General features: G+C 68.7%; 16 protein-coding genes and 1 tRNA gene. 4 read left to right on the top strand and 13 right to left on the bottom strand.

What is annotated here, in order from left to right:
• Positions 1–107 precede the first annotated feature (107 nt).
• From BMX93_RS08790 to BMX93_RS08825, 8 genes are all read right to left on the bottom strand, one after another.
• A complete protein-coding gene (locus tag BMX93_RS08790) occupies positions 108–1,793 on the bottom strand; it encodes a serine/threonine-protein kinase (RefSeq protein WP_177170149.1) in 1,686 nt (561 codons plus the stop codon).
• A gap of 119 nt (positions 1,794–1,912) precedes the next feature.
• Positions 1,913–3,721, bottom strand: a complete 1,809-nt coding sequence (gene pknB / locus BMX93_RS08795; protein WP_091970173.1) for a Stk1 family PASTA domain-containing Ser/Thr kinase — start codon at positions 3,719–3,721, stop codon at positions 1,913–1,915.
• A gap of 28 nt (positions 3,722–3,749) precedes the next feature.
• The gene (locus BMX93_RS08800) at positions 3,750–5,177 is read right to left on the bottom strand and encodes a peptidoglycan D,D-transpeptidase FtsI family protein (RefSeq protein ID WP_091970175.1); all 1,428 of its coding nucleotides are present in this window, start codon (positions 5,175–5,177) and stop codon (positions 3,750–3,752) included.
• On the bottom strand, positions 5,174–6,565 hold the full coding sequence (locus tag BMX93_RS08805; RefSeq protein ID WP_218139283.1) for an FtsW/RodA/SpoVE family cell cycle protein: 1,392 nt from the start codon (positions 6,563–6,565) through the stop codon (positions 5,174–5,176). Before BMX93_RS08805 ends, BMX93_RS08800 begins: the two co-directional genes overlap by 4 nt.
• The gene (locus BMX93_RS08810; RefSeq protein WP_091970179.1) at positions 6,562–8,088 is read right to left on the bottom strand and encodes a PP2C family protein-serine/threonine phosphatase; all 1,527 of its coding nucleotides are present in this window, start codon (positions 8,086–8,088) and stop codon (positions 6,562–6,564) included. Before BMX93_RS08810 ends, BMX93_RS08805 begins: the two co-directional genes overlap by 4 nt.
• Before the next feature lie 2 nt (positions 8,089–8,090).
• Positions 8,091–8,564 (bottom strand): FHA domain-containing protein FhaB/FipA, encoded by a 474-nt coding sequence (locus tag BMX93_RS08815; RefSeq protein ID WP_177170150.1) that lies wholly within the window; start codon positions 8,562–8,564, stop codon positions 8,091–8,093.
• 1 nt (position 8,565) lies between these two features.
• Positions 8,566–9,282: an FHA domain-containing protein gene (locus BMX93_RS08820; protein WP_091970183.1), complete on the bottom strand. Its 717-nt coding sequence runs from the start codon at positions 9,280–9,282 to the stop codon at positions 8,566–8,568.
• Between the two features lie 117 nt (positions 9,283–9,399).
• Positions 9,400–9,723 (bottom strand): thioredoxin family protein, encoded by a 324-nt coding sequence (locus BMX93_RS08825; RefSeq protein ID WP_091970184.1) that lies wholly within the window; start codon positions 9,721–9,723, stop codon positions 9,400–9,402.
• A gap of 295 nt (positions 9,724–10,018) precedes the next feature.
• On the opposite strand from BMX93_RS08825, the gene BMX93_RS08830 reads away from it, so the two are divergent.
• Positions 10,019–11,866 carry a potassium transporter Kup gene (locus tag BMX93_RS08830; RefSeq protein WP_342735891.1) on the top strand — a complete coding sequence of 616 codons (1,848 nt, stop codon included), beginning with the start codon at positions 10,019–10,021 and terminating at the stop codon, positions 11,864–11,866.
• Here the strand turns inward: BMX93_RS08830 and BMX93_RS08835 are convergent.
• Both BMX93_RS08835 and BMX93_RS08840 read right to left on the bottom strand, forming a co-directional pair.
• Positions 11,828–13,060 (bottom strand): glycoside hydrolase family 2 TIM barrel-domain containing protein, encoded by a 1,233-nt coding sequence (locus BMX93_RS08835; protein WP_091970186.1) that lies wholly within the window; start codon positions 13,058–13,060, stop codon positions 11,828–11,830. The genes BMX93_RS08830 and BMX93_RS08835 overlap by 39 nt on opposite strands.
• Positions 12,966–13,736 (bottom strand): glycoside hydrolase family 2 protein, encoded by a 771-nt coding sequence (locus BMX93_RS08840; RefSeq protein WP_091970188.1) that lies wholly within the window; start codon positions 13,734–13,736, stop codon positions 12,966–12,968. Before BMX93_RS08840 ends, BMX93_RS08835 begins: the two co-directional genes overlap by 95 nt.
• Positions 13,737–13,877: 141 nt before the next feature.
• On the opposite strand from BMX93_RS08840, the gene BMX93_RS08845 reads away from it, so the two are divergent.
• Together BMX93_RS08845 and BMX93_RS08850 are read left to right on the top strand one after the other, a co-directional pair.
• Complete coding sequence (locus BMX93_RS08845; RefSeq protein ID WP_177170151.1) at positions 13,878–14,525, top strand: LysE family translocator; 648 nt, start codon at positions 13,878–13,880, stop codon at positions 14,523–14,525.
• Between the two features lie 46 nt (positions 14,526–14,571).
• Positions 14,572–15,435 (top strand): EamA family transporter, encoded by an 864-nt coding sequence (locus BMX93_RS08850; RefSeq protein WP_091970192.1) that lies wholly within the window; start codon positions 14,572–14,574, stop codon positions 15,433–15,435.
• 11 nt (positions 15,436–15,446) lie between these two features.
• Here BMX93_RS08850 and mmuM read toward each other — a convergent pair whose 3' ends face one another.
• From mmuM to BMX93_RS08865, 3 genes are all read right to left on the bottom strand, one after another.
• Positions 15,447–16,376: a homocysteine S-methyltransferase gene (gene mmuM / locus BMX93_RS08855; RefSeq protein WP_091970213.1), complete on the bottom strand. Its 930-nt coding sequence runs from the start codon at positions 16,374–16,376 to the stop codon at positions 15,447–15,449.
• 47 nt (positions 16,377–16,423) lie between these two features.
• On the bottom strand, positions 16,424–18,109 hold the full coding sequence (locus BMX93_RS08860; protein WP_091970194.1) for a glycoside hydrolase family 13 protein: 1,686 nt from the start codon (positions 18,107–18,109) through the stop codon (positions 16,424–16,426).
• A gap of 860 nt (positions 18,110–18,969) precedes the next feature.
• Positions 18,970–19,053: transfer RNA gene (locus tag BMX93_RS08865), tRNA-Leu, on the bottom strand.
• Between the two features lie 263 nt (positions 19,054–19,316).
• Here BMX93_RS08865 and BMX93_RS08870 point away from each other — a divergent pair.
• Positions 19,317–19,997, top strand: a complete 681-nt coding sequence (locus tag BMX93_RS08870) for a hypothetical protein (RefSeq protein ID WP_143052865.1) — start codon at positions 19,317–19,319, stop codon at positions 19,995–19,997.
• Positions 19,998–20,060 lie beyond the last annotated feature (63 nt).

Below are 20,060 nucleotides of genomic sequence, written 5' to 3' on the forward strand. Positions count from 1 at the left end.
ACCACCCGGCGAATGGCGCGACGCCCCCACCTGCGCCGCGCAGCGGTACTGGGGATTTCCTACTCCTTCCCACGTCGGGGAACTCACCGGCGAGGCCGGCCGGTGCCCTAGGCAGGTCCCTGTTCGGCGTCCTTGGTGGGTGAGCTCCCGGAATTGTCCGACACTGTGCCGGGGGAGTGCGTCGGCGTGGCCGGCGTGGGCACCTGCTGGCGGGCCGGTGGGCCGGAAGGCGTCGGCTCGGCGGCCTGGGCGGTGGTCGGCGCCGCCGGTGGGGGAGTCGGGGTGTCGTCCGGATTCGTCGTCGATGCCCCGCCGGTGTCGGGTGCGGCGGTGGTGGCGGGCGGCAGATAGCCGGACGAGGTGGACACCGGCTGGTCTGATGCCGCCGTGGTCTGCTCGCCGGTGGATGTGGTGTTCTCGACCGTGGATGTTGCCGTCGTGGTGGACGACTGGGTTTCGGTCGCTGTCACCGTCGTCGACGGTGCCGGGGGCACCTCGCGACGCCCCTGGGCCCACGCCATCCACACCGCGAGCGCCAGGACGAGCAGGATGGCGACGGCGAGCGCGATGCGGCGGACCCGGGCAGCAGACTGGCTGGCCTGCTTGCCGGCCGCTCTGGGCGGCTGCCCGCCTGGCGGGCGCCCCGAGCTGGCGCTCTCGTGCTCGGCGGACAGGGGGGTCGGTACCAGGGAACCGGGAGCCTGACCGGCCGGCAGGGCAGCGGTGGCTTCCTCGGGCGGCTGGGCGCCGGTCGCGTCGGTGGCCGGCAGGGCGCGAGTCGGCTGATCGGCGCCCGGGGCCGGCGCCAGCTGGACCATCGGCGCGGCCTGCGGGTCGGCGGCGATCGCCTGCAGCGCCTGCTCGGTGGTGCGCGCATCGGGACGATCCCCGGGGTTCTTCGCCAGCAGGGCGGTGACCAGGGCGTCGAGCGCAAGGGGGCAGTCGGCGCGCAGCTCGCGCAGCGGTGTGGGCCGGTCGTACACCTGGGCGCGCGCCACTGCGATGGGCGATTCGCCGGGGAAGGGCGGGTGCCCGGTGACCACCGTCGTCATGAGGCAGCCGAAGGAATACATGTCCGAGGCCGAGTTCACCCGCTCGCCCGAGGCCTGCTCCGGTGACATGTAGGCGGCTGAACCGATGGCTGTCATGGTGCTCGTCAGCGCGGTGGCGCCCTGGTCATTGAGCCGGGCGATCCCGAAGTCGACGAGCTTGGGGATGGCCTGCAGGCTGTCGGAGTCGAGCACCACATTGGCGGGCTTCACATCGCGGTGCGTCACGCCGATCGCGTGTGCGGCCCGCAGCCCGGCGGCCACCTGCGCCAAGAGGGGGACGGCCGCCCTGAAGGGGATCGGCCCCTCGCGGTTCACCAGGCTCTGCAGGTTCGGGCCGCGGAGAAACTCCATCACGAGGAAGGCCGTGTGCCCATCGACCCCCGAATCATAGATCTGCACGATGTTGGGGTGATCGAGGCCGGCTGTCGCAACGGCCTCGCGGCGGAAGCGCGCCTCGGTGCTCGGGTCGGCGCTGGTGGCCAGGTTGACCGTCTTGATGGCCACTTCGCGCTGCAGCGTCAGGTCGCGTGCCCTCCAGACCTGTCCGACCGAGCCGGCACCGACCCGCTCGACCAGCTGATAGCGGCCGTGCTCCAATTCGGCGACGGTGGGTTCGGCCTCGACCTGGGAGGGGAGGGGGACGGTGCTCTCCACGAGTGGAGCAGTTCGATCCGCAGGCGTGCCTGCCGCGCTCCGGGGATCGCTCGCTCCGGGTGCGGCCGTCTGGTCGTCGCTGCTCACGTGCTCATTCTCCCGCCTGCATGTGGATGGTGACTCCAGGGCACTGGGCCGGTGCGGTCCTGCGACCATTCTCCCGCCTGCATGTGGATGGTGAGTTTACGCCCGGTGACTGACATCGTTCAGGGTGTCTGGCTGCCGGTGGCGGTGGGCGTGCGCGGACTCGAGCTGTGCGCCGAGGGGCTGGTGGGGCTCGCCGGGGGTGATGACGCAGGAGTGGGCGTGATCGTGGTGGGAACCACCGAGGGCTCCACGGCGGCGCTGATGGTCACCGCCTCGCTGCGCAGGTAGAGCTGCCCGGCCTTGGGGACCTGGTTGATCACGGTGCCGACCACCGCCTCGCTGGTGGGCACCGAGACCACCGTCACCTGGGTGAACCCGGCGGCGGCGAGCGCGGCCACTGCCTGGTCCTGCGTCAGGCCCTTCGTCGAGACATCGGGTACTCGCGAACGCCCCGTGGCCCGGTACAGCGTCACCTGGGTCGACGGGTCGACCATCGAGCCGACCGCCGGGTCGGTGGCCACGATGGTGCCGGCCACATCGGTGATCTTCTCCTGGTCTTCGCTGGCATCGCGGGTCGTGACGATCGAGAAGCCGGCCGCCTTGAGAGCCGCGCGCGCCTCGTCCTCGGTCTTTCCGCGCACATCGGGGATGGTGCCGTTTGCCGGGCCCTGGTTGACGACGATCGTCACGGTGGAACCGACGGGGACCGTGGCATCTGCCACGGGATTCGAGGACAGCACCCGGCCCTTGGTGTCGACCGGGCCCGTGGTCTGTTGCACCTGCGAATCAAGATTGGCGTTCTTCAGCGTGGACACCGCCTGGTCCTGGGTGAATCCGATCACCGCGGGCACGCTGGTCGTCTTCGGCTCCTTGCTCGACTCGTTGAGCCGGTATGCCGCGATTCCCATCACGGTCAGCAGGATCGCAAGGAGCGCCAGCAGGATGATGGTGGGCACTGAGACGCGGCGCTTGGGCTTGCGCTGCACCTGTTGGCCTGTGCTGCGCTGTGGGGTGGCGGCCTCGGATTGCAGCTCGGCGGGGCGGTTCGCCACGACGACCGGAATCTGCGCGGTGACCTGGCCGCCGGTGAGCAGACGCGAGATGTCGTCGCGCATTGCGCGGGCATCCTGGTAGCGGTCTGCCGGGCTCTTCGCGAGAGCCTTCATCGTCACCGCGTCCATCTCGGGGGTCAGCTCGGGATCGATCTGGCTCGGTGGCACCGCTTGCTCGCGCACGTGCTGGTAGGCCACCGCCACTGGGGAGTCCCCGACGAAGGGCGGGCGTCCGGTGAGCAACTCGTAGAGCAGGCACCCTGCCGAATAGATATCGGAGCGTGCGTCCACGGTCTCCCCGCGGGCCTGCTCCGGGGAGAGATACTGCGCCGTGCCGATCACCGCCGCCGTCTGGGTCATCGTGGCGGAGGTGTCGGCCACGGCCCGGGCGATGCCGAAGTCCATCACCTTGACCTGGCCGGTCGGCGTGATCATGACATTCGCGGGCTTGATGTCACGGTGGATGATGCCGTGCTTGTGGGAATAGGTGAGGGCATCGAGCACGCCCTGGGTGTACACCAGCGCCCGGTCCGGGACGATGGTGCGCCCCTCCCGCAGCATCTCGCGCAGGGTGCGCCCGCCGACCAGTTCCATGACGATGTAGGGCAGCAGGATGCCGGTCGTGGGATCGACCTGACTGCCCGTGTCGTAGACGGAGACGATGTTGGGGTGGTTCAAGCCTGCCGCGGACTGGGCCTCCCGCTCGAAGCGGGAGATGAACGTGGGGTCGGTTGCGAGATCTGCGCGCAGCCGCTTGACCGCCACATCGCGATCGAGGCGCAGGTCTCGAGCCCGCCAGACCTCGGCCATGCCGCCGCGCCCGATGGTCTCCTGCAGCTCGTAGCGGCCACCGAGCACTGCTGGGGAGGGGCTCATGGGTGGGCTCCTTCGGTCTTTGCTTCGCTCATCGCAGGGCCTCGAAGATGGTGCGTGCTGCCGGGGTGGCGTTTCCGCTGACGGTGCCATCACCTCGCTGGTTGGGATCCGCCAGGAAAACGCTCACCGCCACGTGGCTCTGCTTGTCGAAGCCGGTGAACCACGAGTATGCCGTGGCGCCGGGCAGGTTCTCGGCGGTGCCCGTCTTGCCGCCAATGGTGTCACCGGCGATCTGGGTTGCGGTTCCGGTGCCCGACTGCACGACGTGCACCATCATCTCCTGCAGGCTGCTCGCGGTCTTCTGGTCGATCGGGGTGGCGTGCACCGTGGGGCTGTGGCTCTCCAGCACACTCAGATTCTGGTCGCGGATCTGACTGACCACGAAGGGCTCCATCAGTGCGCCGTTGTTGGCAATGGCTCCTGCCACGCTGGCCATCTGCAGAGGGCTGGCCGCCACGTCGTACTGGCCGATCGAGCTCATGGCCAGCGAGGCCTGCGTCAGATTCGACGGGAAGGTGCTGCGCGCCGGATTCAGCTCGCCTCCCAAGGAGCTGTCGAAGCCGAACTTCTCGGCCATCGCCCGCAGCTTGTCGGCTCCCAATCCCATCCCGATATTGGCGAAGGCCGTATTGCAGGAGACCGTCAGGGCGTGGTCCATCGTGATACGGGTGCCGCCGCAGTTCACGGCGTTGGGCAGGCTCTTGTCCGAGTCCGGCAAGGGCAGGGTGACCGGGGAGTCGACCATGGTGTCGGGCGTCATGCCGTTCTCCAGGGCCGCCGCGGCCGTGATGAGCTTGAAGGTGGAGCCGGGCGGGTAGATCTCCTGGGTTGCGCGGTCGAGCATCGGCTGAGCCGGATCGGTGGTGAGCGCCTTCCAGGCCTGCTGGGTGGCGTTGAGGTCGGTGCTCGACAGCTGGGAGGGGTCATAGCTGGGAGTGCTCACCCAGGCCAGCACCGCACCGGTGGTGTAGTCAATGGCGATGGCTGCTCCGGTGCGCCCGCCCAGGGCCGCCCAGGCGGCCTGCTGGGCCTTGGCGTTGATCGTGGTCTGCACGGTGGCGCCCTCGGTCTGCTTGCCGCTGAGGCCGTTGAGCAATCGGCTGAGGAACTGCGAATCGTCGCTGCCCGACAGCTCCTGGTTGAAGGTGCGCTCCAGGCCGGAGCGCCCGTAGATGTAGGAGAAGTAGCCGGTCACAGGCGCATAGAGCTGGCCCTCGGGATAGCGCCGTTCCAGGGAGAAACGGGTGCCCTGCACCGGAACGCTCTGGGCGACGGCGGTATTGCCCACCAGGATCGGGCCGCGGGGGGAGTTGAACTGGGAGTCGGTGACGCGCCGGTTGGCAGGATCGTTGAGCAGTCCCGGGCTCCGCACGGCGTAGTTGAAGGTGACATTGGCCAACAGCGCGAAGAACATCACCGCTGCCAGGATCGAGACGCGCCGGATCGCGTTGTTCATCCGTCCACCCTCCTGACAATGCTCGTCGGGGCCTGATCGAGGAAGACATCCTGGTCCGAGGCCGGGGCGACAGGTCGGCGCCCCGAGTGCGAGATCTGCATGAGGATCGCGATGATCACCCAGTTCGCCACCAGTGAGCTGCCACCCTGGGAGACGAACGGTGTCGTGAGCCCGGTGAGCGGCAGCAGCCGGGTCACCCCACCGAGGATCGCGAAGACCTGAAGCGCGAAGGTGAAGCTCAGCCCGCAGGCCAGCAGCTTGCCGAAGGTGTCGCGGGCGGTGAGGGCCGCTCGCATGCCGCGGGCCACCACCACCCCGTAGACGACGATCATCGCGACCAGGCCGGTGAGGCCCAGCTCCTCGGCGATCGACGAGGCGATGAAATCGCTCTGGGCCAGCGGCACCAGAGAGGGCCTGCCAAGCCCCCAGCCGCGCCCGAACAGGCCGCCCCAGGCCATCCCGTACTGTGCCGAGATGACCTGGCCGTTCTGCGCGGGGTCGTCGAAGGGGTGCAGCCAGGCGTCGAATCGCACCTGGACATGCCCGACGGTCTGGTAGGCCAGCACCCCCGCGACGGCGAACAGCAGTGCGCCGATCACCACCCAGCGCACCTGGCCGGTGGCCACGTAGAGCATCATGACGAACAGTCCGAAGAACAGGAGGGCAGTGCCCAGGTCGTTCTCGAAGACGATGACCGCCACGCCAGCGAACCACATCACCAGGATCGGCAGCAGATCGCGCATCCGCGGCATGCGGACGCCAAGGAAGGTGCGCCCGGCCAGCTGCAGCACGTCGCGATGCTCTGCCAGATAGGACGCGAAGGCCAGTGTGAGGGCAATCTTCGCGATCTCGGAGGGCTGGAAGCTGAACCCGAAGATGTTCAGCCAGATCTGGGAGCCGTTGGCCGCGTTTGCGCTCGAACCGAGTCCCGGCACGAGAGGAAGGAGCAGGAGGATGAGGCCGGCCAGGAACAGCACATAAGGATAGCGCTGCAGGGCGCGGTAGTCGCGCACGAAGATCAGCGCGGCCACGAACAGTGCCACACCAAGGGTGGTCCAGATGAGCTGGCCGACCGCCAGGTGCGAGACGGGCGGGTCCTGATCGAGACGGTAGATCATCGCCAGGCCGAGCCCGTTGAGGGCGAGGACGCACGGCAGGATCACCGGGTCGGCCCATGGAGTGCAGATCCGCACTGCGATATGGGCCACCAGGCACAGCACCAGCCAGCCGCCTGCCACGACCATGAGGTTCGACGGCAGCCCGCCGTGCAGGTTGATGGTCGTGATGACGAATCCGCCCACCCCGAGCAGCGCGGCCACTGCGATGAGGGCCAGCTCTGTGTTGCGCCGGCGCCGGTAGACGATCATCGGTGTCTCGTGAGTACTCATGAGCAGTCCTGGGGGCTGACCGATCCCGTGATCGGGATGCTCCTGGGCCCGGTAGCGAGGGACGCGCTCGTCGTGGCGGCTGGCGCCGGGGAGGTGAGCGGCGGGGCAGGGCCGGTGGCTGTTGGGCTCGCAGCGGGGCTGGGGGAACCCGGTGCTGGGGCCGGGTGTTCGGCGCGGGCCTGGATGCAGGCCCTCGCGAGCCGGTCGAGGTAGTCGGCCTGCGAGCGCGCCTGGTCGAGCGAGCCGGCGCTGAAACTGGCCGAACGGACCTCCTGCGCGTAGTACGCCGGTAGATCGCTCACCTTGGTGTCGCGCTGCTCGACCAGACGCCCCAGCGACTTGCCGGCGATCGTGTCGGGCAGCCCCTGCCAGATACCGATCCGCTCGGCGCTGGGCGCCAGGTAGTACTGGCTGGTGGCGTAGCGCCAGGCCCCGAGCACTCCCGCGACGAGCAGCACCAGGGCGCCGGCCACGCTCACGACGACAGGCCAGCGGCGTCGGGACCGGATCATCGTCGGGGTGTAGCGCACGTCCTCGTGCGCGTCGGGATCGATGAGTCCTTCGGGTGGGTTCGTGTCGGCCCGATCGGCGGCGGGTGCGCCTGCGGTGAGCGATGCCGTTGCCGGGGCCGGCTGGCTGGGATCGGGTGCGCCCACCGGCGAGGACGAGGTCTTGGGCACCGTGACAGTGGCCGCGGCACCGAGCGTCATCGGCTCCTTGGCGTCCAATGTGGCATCGGCCTCGACCACGTCGGAGATGATGACCGTGATGTTGTCGTACCCGCCGGCCGCATAGGCGGCGTCCACGAGGGACTGCATCGCCGACTCGGCGTCAGAGCCGCGCAGCGTGCGGCGGATCTGGCGGTCGTCGACGAGCCCGCACAGCCCGTCGGAGCAGAACAGCAGCCGATCGCCCTTGGCGAGATCGACGATCGAGTAGTCCGGCTCATGGGTGGGTTGCCCGTTGAGCACCTTGAGCAGCAGCGAACGGTGCGGATGGACGGCGGCCTCGGCCTCGGTGATCTTGCCGTCGTCGACGAGCGACTGCACCCAGGAATGGTCGTGGGTCAGCCTGGTCAGATTGCCGTCGCGCAGCAGATAGCCGCGTGAGTCGCCGATGTGCACGAGTCCCAGCTGGTTCCCGCTGAACAGCGCCCCGGACACCGTTGTGCCCATGCCGTCGAGGTCATGGTGGTGGGCGATCAGGTCGGCGATCCGATCGTTGGCCCGCACCATCGCCCCGGCGATCGCCTCCAGCATGTGCTCGCCCTCGAAGTGGCCATCGGAGCGGCGCAACTCGAGGATGGCCACGGTGCTGGCCACATCGCCGGCTGCCGCACCGCCCATACCGTCCGCAACGACGACCATCGTCGGGGAGACATAGGCCGAATCCTGGTTGTTCTTGCGCACCGGGCCGATCTCGGAGTGCGCGCAGCTGGACAGGCTCAGGCGCTGCTGGGCGTCCGCCGGGTCCGGGCGGGCCGGATCGGGCGGCTCCGGCTCGATCATCGCGTACTTCGGCACGGTCAGCGCTCCAGCTTCAGCTGGGAGCGGCCGATTCGGATAACGTCCTCGCCGCCGACGACGGTCGGCTCTTCGATCTTCACCCCATTGACATAGGTGCCGTTGGTGGACTGCAGATCGGCCAGCACCCAGCGTCCGGCGGCATCGCGCCACAGCCGGGCATGGCGGCTGGAGGCGTAGTCGTCGTCGATGTCGAGAGTCGAGTCGGCCGAGCGGCCGATCGTCACCTCGTCCTCGAGCGGCACCTCGGCACCCAGGCGCTGGCCCGCCGTGACGACGAGCCTGGTGAGCTGAGGGGGCTGCGGTTCGGCGCGGCGTATCCGCCGGCCCCTGCGAGCGCCCGGCAGCGCCAGGTCCTCGGCAGTCACTGGACGGCCGAACAAATCGGTGCGGATGGTGCTGGCGACGAAGAGCACGAACAACCACATGAGCAGCAGATAGGCCACCTTCAAAGTGGCGAGGACGATCGCACTCATCTCAGGTCCCGACGGGGGAGTGGACGAGCATTCGGGTGGAGCCCATTTCGATCCGGCTGCCATCCTCGATCGCGGCATGGGAAACCCGCTGGCCGTTCACGATGATTCCGTTGGTCGAGCCGAGGTCGTCGATGCTGATGATGAGCTCGCCGTAGTCGTCCTCGCTCACATTGACGCGGGCATGCTTGCGCGAGACACCCGGATCGTTGATCCGCAGGTCTGCCTCGGTTCCCCGCCCGATGATGAAACCCGGTGGCATGAGCGGGTGGCGCACCCCGTTGACCTCCAGGACCAGGGGGGCTCGCCGGATCATCGTCGACGAGGCGGCTCCGCCGCTCTCGGCGACGGTGGCCACCGAGGAGGAGTCGACCTCGAAATGGCCGGTGGTGAGCGACTCGTCGAGTACGTAGACGATGTGGATCGGGCCGTCGAAGACATAGCTGCGCTCGCCCGCGTGGTCGCGCAGATCGGGCACGATCTCGGCATTGAGACGCCGCGAATAGGGCGCCAGATGGTCGTAGTCGTGGCGGGACAGCCGTACCTGGAAGTCATTGGGCACCAGGCGCTTGTCGCGCGTCAGCAGCTTGGCCTCCGAGTCGAGTTCACGTTGCAGGCGCGCAGCAATCTCGACGGGTTGCACGTCGCCCTTGAAGGCACGCGCGAAGACGCCGTTGACGGCGCCTTCAAGCTTCTTCTCCACTCGGTCGAACAGACCCACGTGTGCCCCCAATCCGCTGTGGCATGCCCCGATCCTAGTGCCGCAACTCGTCACTGGCCCATCACGGGCCCGTGAGCCCGGGCTCGAAGGGCCCTCGATCCGGCGGCGGACAGGCCCTCAGCCCAGCCTGGACAGCTCGTCCAGCATGCTCTCGAGAACGGCCGCCGAGACTGCCCCGTGCTGGGTGTGGACGGCCCTGCCGTTCTTGATGACGATGAGCGTGGGCACGGAGGTGATATTGGCCGCTGCGGCCAGGCCCTGCTGCTCGTCGGTGTTGATGGTAGCGAAGACGATGTCGGCGTGCCGCTCGCTGCTGGCCGCCAGGATCTGGCTGAATGCCGTGCACGAGGAGCACCACGGGGCCCAGAAGTGGAGAAGCACGGTCGGGGCGGCATCGACGATCTGGGTGAAGTTGCCCTGGGTGAGCTGCACGGTCGCCATCAGTTCTCCTTCGCCTTCCCCCACCGCCCGCCGGGCCACGGATCGGTGCCGCGGCCAAGACTAATCGGGGACTGCGGGTTCACGATGTCCCCATCCCCATCCGGCCCTGTGTGCCCGCACATCGGGGCCTGGCGTCGGCTCGGACGGCGGGCGCAGGGTGGCTGGCGGGGCTTGGCCGTCAAGCAGAGCGTGCCACCATCTATGGGTGACTATTCCGCGACCTCGTCGCACTGCCTCACATCCCGGCCCCAGTTCCGATCCGGCCCCATCCCGCACACGGCTCCTCGCGCTCTCGCTGGGGGCATTGGGCGTGGTCTTCGGCGACATCGGCACGAGCCCCCTGTACGCCATGCAAACTGTCTTCGCCGTCGGCCATGGGGTGGTGACACCCACCCGCGAGAACGTGCTGGGGGTCGTCTCCATGGTCTTCTGGTCCATCACGCTCATCGTCTCCGTCAAGTACGTGGCGCTCGTCATGCGCGCCGACAATGAGGGAGAGGGCGGCATCCTGGCCCTCACCGCACTGCTGCGCCACAAACTGACCGTTCCCCGGCTCATTGCCGTGGTCACCATGCTCGGCATGATTGGTGCGGGTCTGTTCTACGGCGACTCCGTGATCACCCCAGCGATCTCGGTGATGTCGGCCTTCGAGGGACTGACAACGGTCGATCCATCCGCCCGGGAGCTTGTCGTGCCGCTCTCCCTCGTCGTGCTGTGCCTGCTGTTCGCCTTCCAGCGCTTCGGCACCGGCATGATGGGGCGCGCCTTCGGCCCGGTCATGATCGTCTGGTTCGGCGTCCTGGGCGTTCTCGGCCTGCCGCAGATCATTGCCCATCCCGAGATCCTGGTCGCCCTGTGGCCCGGCTACGCGCTGCACTTCTTCTGGTCCCAGCCTGGCATCGCCATTCTTGCGATGGGTGCCGTGGTGCTCACCATCACCGGGGCGGAAGCCCTCTACGCCGATCTGGGCCACTTCGGCCCGACGCCGATCCGGCTGTCATGGTTCGGTATCGTCTTCCCCTGCCTGGCATTGAATTACCTCGGACAGGCGGCGATGATCCTCCACGAGCCGGGGACGATCGGCAATCCGTTCTTCCATCTCGCACCCCTGTGGGCCCGCTTCCCTCTCGTCGTGCTCGCTGCGGCGGCCACAGTGATCGCCTCGCAGGCGGTGATCTCGGGCGCCTATTCGGTGACCTACCAGGCCATCCGGCTCGGAATGCTGCCGCGGCTCACGGCGCGCCACACCTCGCGGGTGGAAGGCGGACAGATCTACCTGCCCACCGTGAACTGGACCTTGTTCATCGGCGTGCTCGTCCTGGTGGCCGCCTTCCGCAGCTCGTCGGCCTTGGCCGACGCCTACGGGCTGGCGGTGACCGGCACTCTCGTGCTGACCACCTCGCTGTTCCTCCTGCTCGCCGTCCGGGTCTGGCACTGGCCCACCTGGCTCGTGGTGTGCATCGGGGTGGTGATCGGAAGCCTGGAATTGCTGTTCTTCGTGGCCAATCTCACGAAACTGCCGACCGGCGGCTGGCTTCCGAGCGGAATCGCCCTGGTGGTCATCCAGTTGATGGTCGCCTGGCGCCGTGGCACCGCGCTTCTCACTGCCCGGCGTACCGTGATCGAAGGACCTATGGACAGCTGGGTGAACTCGGTGCGCGCCAAGGGCGTGACGCGGGTGCCGGGCGTGGCGATCTATGTGCACGCCAACCAGGCCACCGTGCCACTCGCGCTCAAGGAGAACCTGCGGTTCAACCACGTTCTGCACGAGCACATCGCGATCGTGAGCCTCAAGCACGAGAACACCGCCCACGTGCCCCATGCGCAGCGGATCTCGGTGCTCGACCTCGGGCACAGCGGCTACGGAATCGAGCACGTGCAGATCCGGGTGGGTTTCGCCGACTCGTCCGACGTGCCGCGCAATCTGGCCTACGCCCGCGATGCCTGTCACGACTTCGAGATCGCACCCGACAAGGCGATGTACTTCGTCTCGATACTCACGGTCAACACCGATGACCACACTGTGCGCGGGACCTACAAGAGGCTCTACTGCTGGCTGGTGCGCAATGCCACCGGACGCGTGAGCTTCATGAGGCTCCCGCCCTCACGCACCGTCGTCATGGGCGGCTCCGTGAGCATCTGAACCGGCACCGGCAGCCTGCCCGGCGAAGATCGCGCGCAGCACAGCGAGGGGCAGCTTGGGATGGCGCCGCTCGTCGCACAGCCCGTTGGTCTCCTGGCGCACATCGGTGAGCTGGGTCCAGCACCACCCGCTCAGTGTCACCGACTGGTCTGCCGCACGCACCAGCGCCGTCACCGAGCGCCGGAAGTCCGAAGCGGTGCGTGCGCGGGAGTAGCCCCAGCTGCCCGGCCGGTCGGTGCCGAGGTCGAGGCGGATCCCGCCGAATTCGTCGAGCAGCACCGGCACGGTGGTGCGCTGCCCGGGGCCGACCACGAGCGGGCGGTGGGCCGCGGTGAGCCGGCGTGCGCCCAGCAGATCTCTCAGCGGGCCCGGACGATAGCGTCGGGACAGCTGCTCAGCGCGTTCTGTGTAGTCGTGGATGGTGATGAGGTCGGAGTCGGCGTGCTCCCACCCGTCGTTGGACAGCACCGGGCGGGTCGGGTCGATACGGCGGGTCCACGCGGCCAGCTCGGCTGCGAAGTCCACCTGCTCGCCGCTGCGCGCCAGCTCGGGCAGGCCCCATGACTCGTTGATCGGCACCCAGCAGATGATGCTCGGATGCGAGGCGTTCGCGCGCACCGACGCACCCCACTCCTGGCGCAGCCAGCTGCACGCCTGCGGCGTGAACTCGTGGGTGGCGCCGATCTCCGCGAAGACCAGCAGGCCCAGCCGGTCGGCCCAGTACAGCAGCCGCGGATCAGGGGTCAGCTGGTGGATGCGCATGCCATTGAAGCCGAGCGCCCTCACCAGTTCCGCCTCGGCATGCAGGGCGGAGTCGCTGGGGGCGGCGTAGAGACTGTCGGGCCAGTAGCACTGCTCGAGCACCTGGCGGAGCCGCAGCGGCGCGCCGTTGAGGAACAGCCCCGAGGGGCCCACGTCGATGTCGCGCACCCCCAGATAGCTGCCCAGCGCGTCCTGCCCGACATCGATCCGGGCGTCGAGGAGGGTGGGCTTGCCGGGCGCCCAGGTGATCTCGCGCCCGGCGGGGAGGCGGACCTCGAGGTCCAGGCTCTGCGAGGTGGTGCTCGTGTGCACCTCGGCGAGCGTCTGCCCGTCGAGGTCAATCCTCACATGGACGGGCACCGGCCGTCCGGGGGCCCCGGACAGCTCGATACCGGCTCTCGCGGTGGCCTCGCGGGCGCTCGCTGTCCACACGAGCCGGGTCACATACAGCGGGGGGGACCGACTCCAGCCACACCGGCCGCCAGATCCCGGTGCAGCGCTCGTACCAGATGGACTCCGGCTGGTCGCGCCAGGTCTGCTTGCCGCGGGGCTGTGAGCGGTCGTAGGGGTCGTCGAAGGCCCGCACCACGATGACATGGCTCGCCGCCGGGGGGTGCGAGCCGCCCTGCGAGGCTGCCGGACCGGAGGATGACTCTCGGCTGGGGGGAGCCAGCGCATCGGTGATGTCGAAGCTGAAGGCGCTCTGGCCTCCCTCGTGGTCGCCCACCCGCACACCGTCGACCCACACCGTGGCCCGATGGTCCACGGCCCCGAAGTGGAGCAGCAGCCGCCGGCCCGGACGGTGCCCGCAGGCGGCGAGCTGGCAGTCGCTCACCTCGATGCGGTACCAGACAAGCGGATGCACCGAGTCCTCGCCGATGCCCGAGGCCGGCGACTCGGGGGGAAAGGGCAGCACGATGGTGCGTTCGAAGGGCTCCTGGTCGAGCCACCACTGCTGGGCGATCCCCAGATTCGCGTCATCGTAGGCGAAGCCGGCCAGACCGTCGAGAGACATCCAGTCTGCCCGGCGCAGTATCGGGCGCGGATAGCCGTCGTCGTGCAGCGAGGCGTGTGCGAGCCGCCCCTGCGGGGTTCCCATCGACGTCATGACCACCGTCCCTGCGCTCGCGTGCTCCCGACTCTAGCCAGAACCCTGCCGTGCTCGGTGGTGACTTCGCCGGGCACGGCAAGGATGGGAAGCTTGGGGCATTCGCGCCGGGCTGACCGGTGGGGCATTCCGGGAGGCCCGATGGATCTCACTGCATGGACGGGCCTGCTCGTCACATGGACCTTGTCGATGATCTCGCCCGGCCCGGACTTTCTGGCGGTGCTGCGCTCGGGAGCCATCTTCGGGCGCCGGGACGCCCGGTGGGTGGCGTTGGGCGTCAGCTCGGGCGTGACCTGCTGGCTCGTCCTGACGCTCGCTGGGCTGGACGCCATGTTGCGCGTGCACCCGGGGATCTATGCGGTGATGAGATATCTGGGGGCCGGCTTCCTGGTGGTCTACGGCGTGAGCGTGTTGTGGTCGATGCACCGCGACCAGGGCGAATCGGCGACGCCAGGCACCGGAGCCTGGGGACCTGCACCGAGAGCGGGAGCCTCCCGATCCGTCTGGTCCGCCTACCGGCTCGGCCTTCTCACGAACCTCTCGAACCCCAAGGCACTGGTCTTCTTCGGCGCGCTGTTCGTCACGGTCTTTCCCGCCGGGGCGAGCGCCTGGACGAAGCTGCTGGCGGCCGGTGTGCTGGTCGCGATCACGGTCTGCTGGTTCACGCTGTGCGCCACGGCGGCGGGCTCATCGTCGGTGGTGACCGGCTACCGGCGTGCCCGGCGCTGGATCGACACCGTGCTCGGTGTGGTCTTCGTCCTGCTGGGGCTGGCGCTGGTGTGGCTGTGAGCTCGCAGCTGCGGGTCCCGGGCCCGTGGTGTCTAGGGTGAATCGGGTGAATCCCCTGCCCCTCGGTCACTCGGCATTGCGCAGGGCCGGGGTCGGGCTCATCGTGCTGGGCGAAGCCACCACCCAGATCGGCGCGGCGATCGCTGCGGGATTGTTTGACCACATCGGTCCTGCCGGGGCCGTGGGGCTGAGGTTGTTCTTCGCGGCACTGATCCTCATGATCGCCGTCCGGCCCCCGCTGCGCGCCTTCACCACCCGGCAGTGGCTGCTCGTCGTCGGGTACGGGCTGTCACTGGCCGCCATGAACACCAGCTACTACGAGGCGGTGGCGCGCATCCCGCTGGGCGCTGTGGTCTGTCTGGAGCTCCTCGGGCCCCTCGTCCTGTCGGTCGCCTTGTCGCGGCGCGCTTCGGCCTGGCTGTGGGCGCTGCTTGCCGGGTCCGGGGTCGTGATCCTCGACCGTGGCGGCTTCGGGCGGATGAATCCCGAGGGCGTGTTCTTCGCGCTGCTCGCCGGGGCGCTGTGGGCCTGCTACATCCTTGCGGCCAGGCGTGCGTCCACGACGATGCGCGGCCTCGACGGGCTGAGCACTGCAATGGCTGTCGGGGCGCTAGCCGCCGCGCCCTATGCGATCATCTCGGGTGGCTCGCGGCTGATGGAGGCGCACGTGCTGCTCATCGGGCTGATCGTCGCGCTGCTCAGCTCGACGCTGCCCTACGCATTCGAGGCGATCGTGCTGCACTGGATGCCGGGCAGCGCCTTCGCGGTGCTCATGAGCCTGGAGCCCGTCATGGCGGCATTGTCGGGTGCGCTCATCCTTGGCCAGCCCATCAATCTGTGGACCGGCGTCGCCATCGGGCTCGTGGTCGTCGCGAGTGCCGGGGCGCTGCGCACGAATCGGGCAGTCTGATGGGCCCGTGGTCAGCCCTCGGCGCGCAGCCGGTGGGCGATCTCGGCGATGTCGTGCGGCGTGGTGCGGCAGCAACCCCCGATGATTCGGGCACCGGCACGGCGCCAGGACGGCACGAATTCGGCAATGCCGGGATGCTCACCCCCGGTGTGCCAGGACTTGGTCGAAGGGTCATAGCTTTCCCCGGAATTGGGATAGCAGATGAGCGGGAGGTCCGTGCCGGCCGCCAGCACGCCGAGCGCCTGCTCGACGATCCGGGGTGGCACACAGTTGATCCCCACCGCCAGGAGGTTCGGCTGCTGGCGGGCCCACTGGGCGGCGGCGGCCAGCGGCGTGCCGTCGGCGAGCGTGCGTCCGTCGCGCAGCGAGAAGCTGACCCACGCCCAGATGCCCGGGAACTCTCGTGCCATGAGCTCGACGATGGCGCCGGCCTCGTCGAGCTTCGGCTGCGTTTCCACGGCGAACAGGTCGACCCCGCCGCCGGCGAGTGCGGCAATCCGGGGACGATGGAAGTCCCGATAGTCGGCGGGGCTTAGAGCGTAGTCGCCGCGGTACTCCGAGCCGTCGGCGAGGTAGGCGCCGTAGGGGCCGATACTGCCAGCCACCCACAGCCGCGGTCCCGGGTGGGCCGCGCGCCACAGGCAGATGGCCCGCCGGGCGAGGGTGGCGCTCGTCGCGATGAGCTCGCTCGCCTCCTGCTCGGACAGGCCGAGGGAGGCGAAGCCGGGGGCAGTGGCCTGGTAGCTGTTCGTCGTGAGGATCGCCGCGCCGGCTCGCAGATAGCTGGTGTGCACCGCTTCAATGGCATCCGGCGCGCAGCGCAAGGCGATCGCCGACCACAGCGGCGTCGACATGTCGACGCCGCGCCGCTCCAGTTCGCCAGCCATCGAACCGTCCAGCACGGTCGCCCCGCCGGGGAGCGGATCATTGGTGCTCGCCATCTTCTTCACGATCGCCTGAAGGGGAGACTGTCCGCTCGCCCGGGCACTCACCCCACGCCGAGCCATACCGCCTTGTCCGGCAACAGTGCACCCTCGGTGAGGGCGTCCGGGTCGCTGGCGATGAGCAACCGGGCGCCGGGCAACGCGACAGGCCGCGTCGATGCATTGATGACTGCTCGCGTCACGCCGTTCGTGAAGTCCAGCACTCCCGGCGCCGACGTGTTCCACGCCAGCTCGCCGGCCCCCAGATGGCGTTCTCGCCTCAGGTGCAGAGCCTGCCGGTAGAACTCCAGGGTGGAATCGGGAACCCCGGTCTGACGATTCACGGCCAGCTCGGCGAAGGACTCGGGCTGGGGAAGCCAGGTGTGCGGCCCCGGCCCGAAGCCCAGGCCTGGCAGGGTGGAGTCCCAGGGCAGCGGAACGCGGCAGCCGTCGCGTCCCAGCCGCGCGCCCCCGGTGCGGAAGAAGGTGGGGTCCTGACGGGCGGCGGCCGGCAGCTCGATGTATTCAGGCAGCCCCAGCTCCTCGCCCTGATAGAGGTACGCGCCGCCGGGCAGCGCCAGCATGAACAGCGTGGCAGCCCGGGCCCTGGACAGCCCGAGCACCGGGTCGGGCGCGACATCCTCGGGTCCCAGGCCGTGGGCCCACGCCCTTGGGCTGGGCGCCGCAAGCCGCGTGGCATGACGGACCACGTCGTGGTTGGACAGCACCCATGTGGTGGTGGCACCCACTGCGCCGTTCGCGGCGCGGGCCTCATCGATCTGGGCTCGCATCGCGTCCGCGTCCCAGCCGGCCACGAGGAAGCCGAAGTTGAAGGCCTGCTGCATCTCGTCGCGGCGCACATAGTGGGCGCGGCGTTCGGCATCGGAGACCCATGCCTCGGCCACGAGAATGCGCTCGTCGCCGAACTCCTGGAGCACCTTGTGCCAGTCCCGGTAGATGCCGTGCACACTCGGCTGGTCCCACATCGGGCCGCGGGGACGGGTGCTGTCCTCGACATATTCGGGAGGATTGTCGGGCAGCCCGTCCTGCTTCATGAGGCCGTGGGCCACGTCGACGCGGAAGCCGTCGACGCCGCGGCCGAGCCAGAAGCGCAAGACCTCCCGGAATGCCTCGACGACCTCGGGATTCTCCCAGTTCAGGTCCGGCTGGCGGGTGTCGAACAGATGCAGATACCACTGGGGGCGGTCCGTGCCGTCGTCGATCCGGGTCCAGGCCGGGCCACCGAAGGTGGACTGCCAGTTGTTCGGGGGAAGCTCGCCCTGAGCGCCCCGGCCATCGCGGAAGAGATAGCGGTTGCGTTGCGGGCTGCCCGGTGCGGCCGCCAGGGCGGCCTTGAACCAGGGATGCTCGCTGCTCGTGTGATTGGGCACGAGGTCGATGATGAGGCGCAGGCCTGCGGCGTGGGTCTGTTCCAGCAGGGCATCGAAATCGGCGAGGGTGCCGAATTTCGGGTCGACATCTTGATAGTCGGCAACGTCGTAGCCGGCATCGGCCTGGGGTGAGGGATAGAAGGGGCTGAGCCAGATCGCGTCCACGCCCAGGCGGACGATGTGCGAGAGGTGCGCCCGGATGCCGTTGAGATCGCCCAGCCCGTCGCCGTCCGAGTCCGCGAAGGAGCGCGGATAGATCTGGTAGATCACCGCATCGCGCCACCACTCGTGGGCGCCCGTCTGCTGGGTCGGGATCCCGGCGTGCTCAATCGATGCGGACTTCGTCCTCGACGTCGTCATGTCCACCTCCATTGGTTTGACGGCCTGCGGCGGCGGCGACCGCCAGCCACACATGAAGGACGCTAGCAGGAGAGTGGTGAGGCGGGGCCTTGGCGTGATCTGGCCGGGGCGGCAGGCGAGCCTTTTCTGCCGAAATGTGCGGCAAAACGCGCGTGCGCGGGCGATTGAGCCATCTTCGGGCACTTTTGGCACGGCGCAGCCGCCGGCGCCGCTCGCGGCCGGCGCATGGGTCCGCTGCCATCGGCCTCACAGCCGATCCATACCGGCCCCACGGGAGAGAGACAAGCCGGCTGGGCACAGTGGATTGCAGGAACCCCCTTCACGGTTCGCGAGATGCCCGTCCGGCGCTGTCCGGGCGGGCATCGTCAAATCACGAGCTGTGATCATCGACCGTGGCCCGAGCATCTCGCGCGGGCTGGCAATCGGAGCTTTCGCCGATCCCGCCGGGTGGACCGGGTCGTCCCTGAGTTCGCTGCCGAGCCGGGGCGCCACGAGGCAATCAATGGAGCAGCCGGTGATGAACAGTGACGATGACGGGAAGGATCCCGAACTACGGGTACTTTGCGACCATTGGGCACCCGGCGAAAAGTGGCCTTCTCGCGTCCGGTGTTCGGCGTGGTCCGTGACGTGAACCACTGCCGGGCCGACGTCAGTATTGTGATCAGGGTCTTATTCGATCGGTCCGAGATCCTTCGGGGTCTGGGCCATCTGGCCAGTCGTACCCCCCAAGCGCTCGGCTGCGAAAAACCAAGGACTCCATCGCAAGAGAGTCCACGGCACACGACAGAGTCCACGGCACAAGACCCCATGACAAGGGTCCCGAAGACCTTGTCATGGGGTCGAGCTACTCGAACCAGGAGTGCGCGAGAGAGGATTTGAACCTCCACGCCCTTATCGGGCACTGGCACCTGAAGCCAGCGCGTCTGCCGTTCCGCCACTCGCGCATACTGCGTCAAACACAGCTCGGACAGACTAGCACAGCGCTGGTGGCCGGCGCACAGCCTTGCACTCCACCAGCCCTGCGAGGGCAGCACGGTGACTACTCGGAGCCCGGCTCACTGGAAGATCCCGCAGAGCAAGGGCCACCGGGAATTCACATCATTGCGGAGAACCCATTGTTATGGACGACGCATTGTTATGGACGACCTGCCGCCTCTTTCAGGGCTGTCCGCGGTCCGGACACAAGGCGTGGGGGCAGGCTGGTGGAGTGACAGATACTGTGGCGGCCCTGGCCGCACTGGGGGTGGCCGGTTTCGATCCGCTCGGCGCGCTGGCGCTCATCGCGGCGATGGCACTAGGGGCCGGGCGGCGCGCCATCGTCGTGCTCCTGGTGTCCACGCTGGGCAGCACGCTCGTGCTCGCCCTTGCGCTGTCGAGCACCGTAGGGCGCTGGGCGATCGGCCTGCTGCATCGGCTGCACAGTCCCGGGCACCTGGTGTGGGGCGGGCTCGTCACGCTCGCCGGGCTGGCCCTCCTGACGTGGGCCGTCCGGCGGTTGAGACGGCCGGTCACCCCGGGCGACAGGAGCGCCCGGCATGCCGCCTCCTCACCGGGGCCCCTTGGGGTGGTGGGCCTTGGGGTGGGCCTCTCGGCACTCGTCGACCCGGCGTTCTACGGGCTTGTCGTGCTGGCCGGGGGCCTGTCGGGCGGATGGGAGCGGTTCGGAGCCTGCCTGTTGTGGGTGGTGATGAGCCAGATCGCGCTCATCTCGCTGGGCATTGCCGTCTTCGCAGGAGCCTTCGACACGGCGCTGCGGATCATCGAGCGCGCCCGGGCGAGGTGGCTGCCGAGCCTGAGGGTCCTCGCCTCGTGGACGCTGGTGGTCGTCGGCGCGCTGGCGGTCGTCGAAGGCATCGGTGAGCTGGCCGGGGAGTGGATCCTGCCATGAACGACGCCGTCTCACATCGCGAGACATGAGGATGGGTGATGGGCTGCGCTGAACACTGGGCGA

This window comes from Propionibacterium cyclohexanicum (assembly GCF_900111365.1).
In the GTDB taxonomy this organism is placed as follows: Bacteria; Actinomycetota; Actinomycetes; order Propionibacteriales; family Propionibacteriaceae; genus Propionibacterium; species Propionibacterium cyclohexanicum.

What these genes read in the sequence shown, in the direction of transcription:
- pknB (WP_091970173.1), bottom strand. Translation starts at nt 3,721, where the DNA reads ATGAGCCCCTCCCCAGCAGTGCTCGGTGGCCGCTACGAGCTGCAGGAG.
- BMX93_RS08800 (WP_091970175.1), bottom strand. Translation starts at nt 5,177, where the DNA reads ATGAACAACGCGATCCGGCGCGTCTCGATCCTGGCAGCGGTGATGTTC.
- BMX93_RS08805 (WP_218139283.1), bottom strand. Translation starts at nt 6,565, where the DNA reads ATGAGTACTCACGAGACACCGATGATCGTCTACCGGCGCCGGCGCAAC.
- BMX93_RS08815 (WP_177170150.1), bottom strand. Translation starts at nt 8,564, where the DNA reads ATGAGTGCGATCGTCCTCGCCACTTTGAAGGTGGCCTATCTGCTGCTC.
- BMX93_RS08825 (WP_091970184.1), bottom strand. Translation starts at nt 9,723, where the DNA reads ATGGCGACCGTGCAGCTCACCCAGGGCAACTTCACCCAGATCGTCGAT.
- BMX93_RS08840 (WP_091970188.1), bottom strand. Translation starts at nt 13,736, where the DNA reads ATGACGTCGATGGGAACCCCGCAGGGGCGGCTCGCACACGCCTCGCTG.
- BMX93_RS08845 (WP_177170151.1), top strand. Translation starts at nt 13,878, where the DNA reads ATGGATCTCACTGCATGGACGGGCCTGCTCGTCACATGGACCTTGTCG.
- mmuM (WP_091970213.1), bottom strand. Translation starts at nt 16,376, where the DNA reads ATGGCGAGCACCAATGATCCGCTCCCCGGCGGGGCGACCGTGCTGGAC.
- BMX93_RS08860 (WP_091970194.1), bottom strand. Translation starts at nt 18,109, where the DNA reads ATGACGACGTCGAGGACGAAGTCCGCATCGATTGAGCACGCCGGGATC.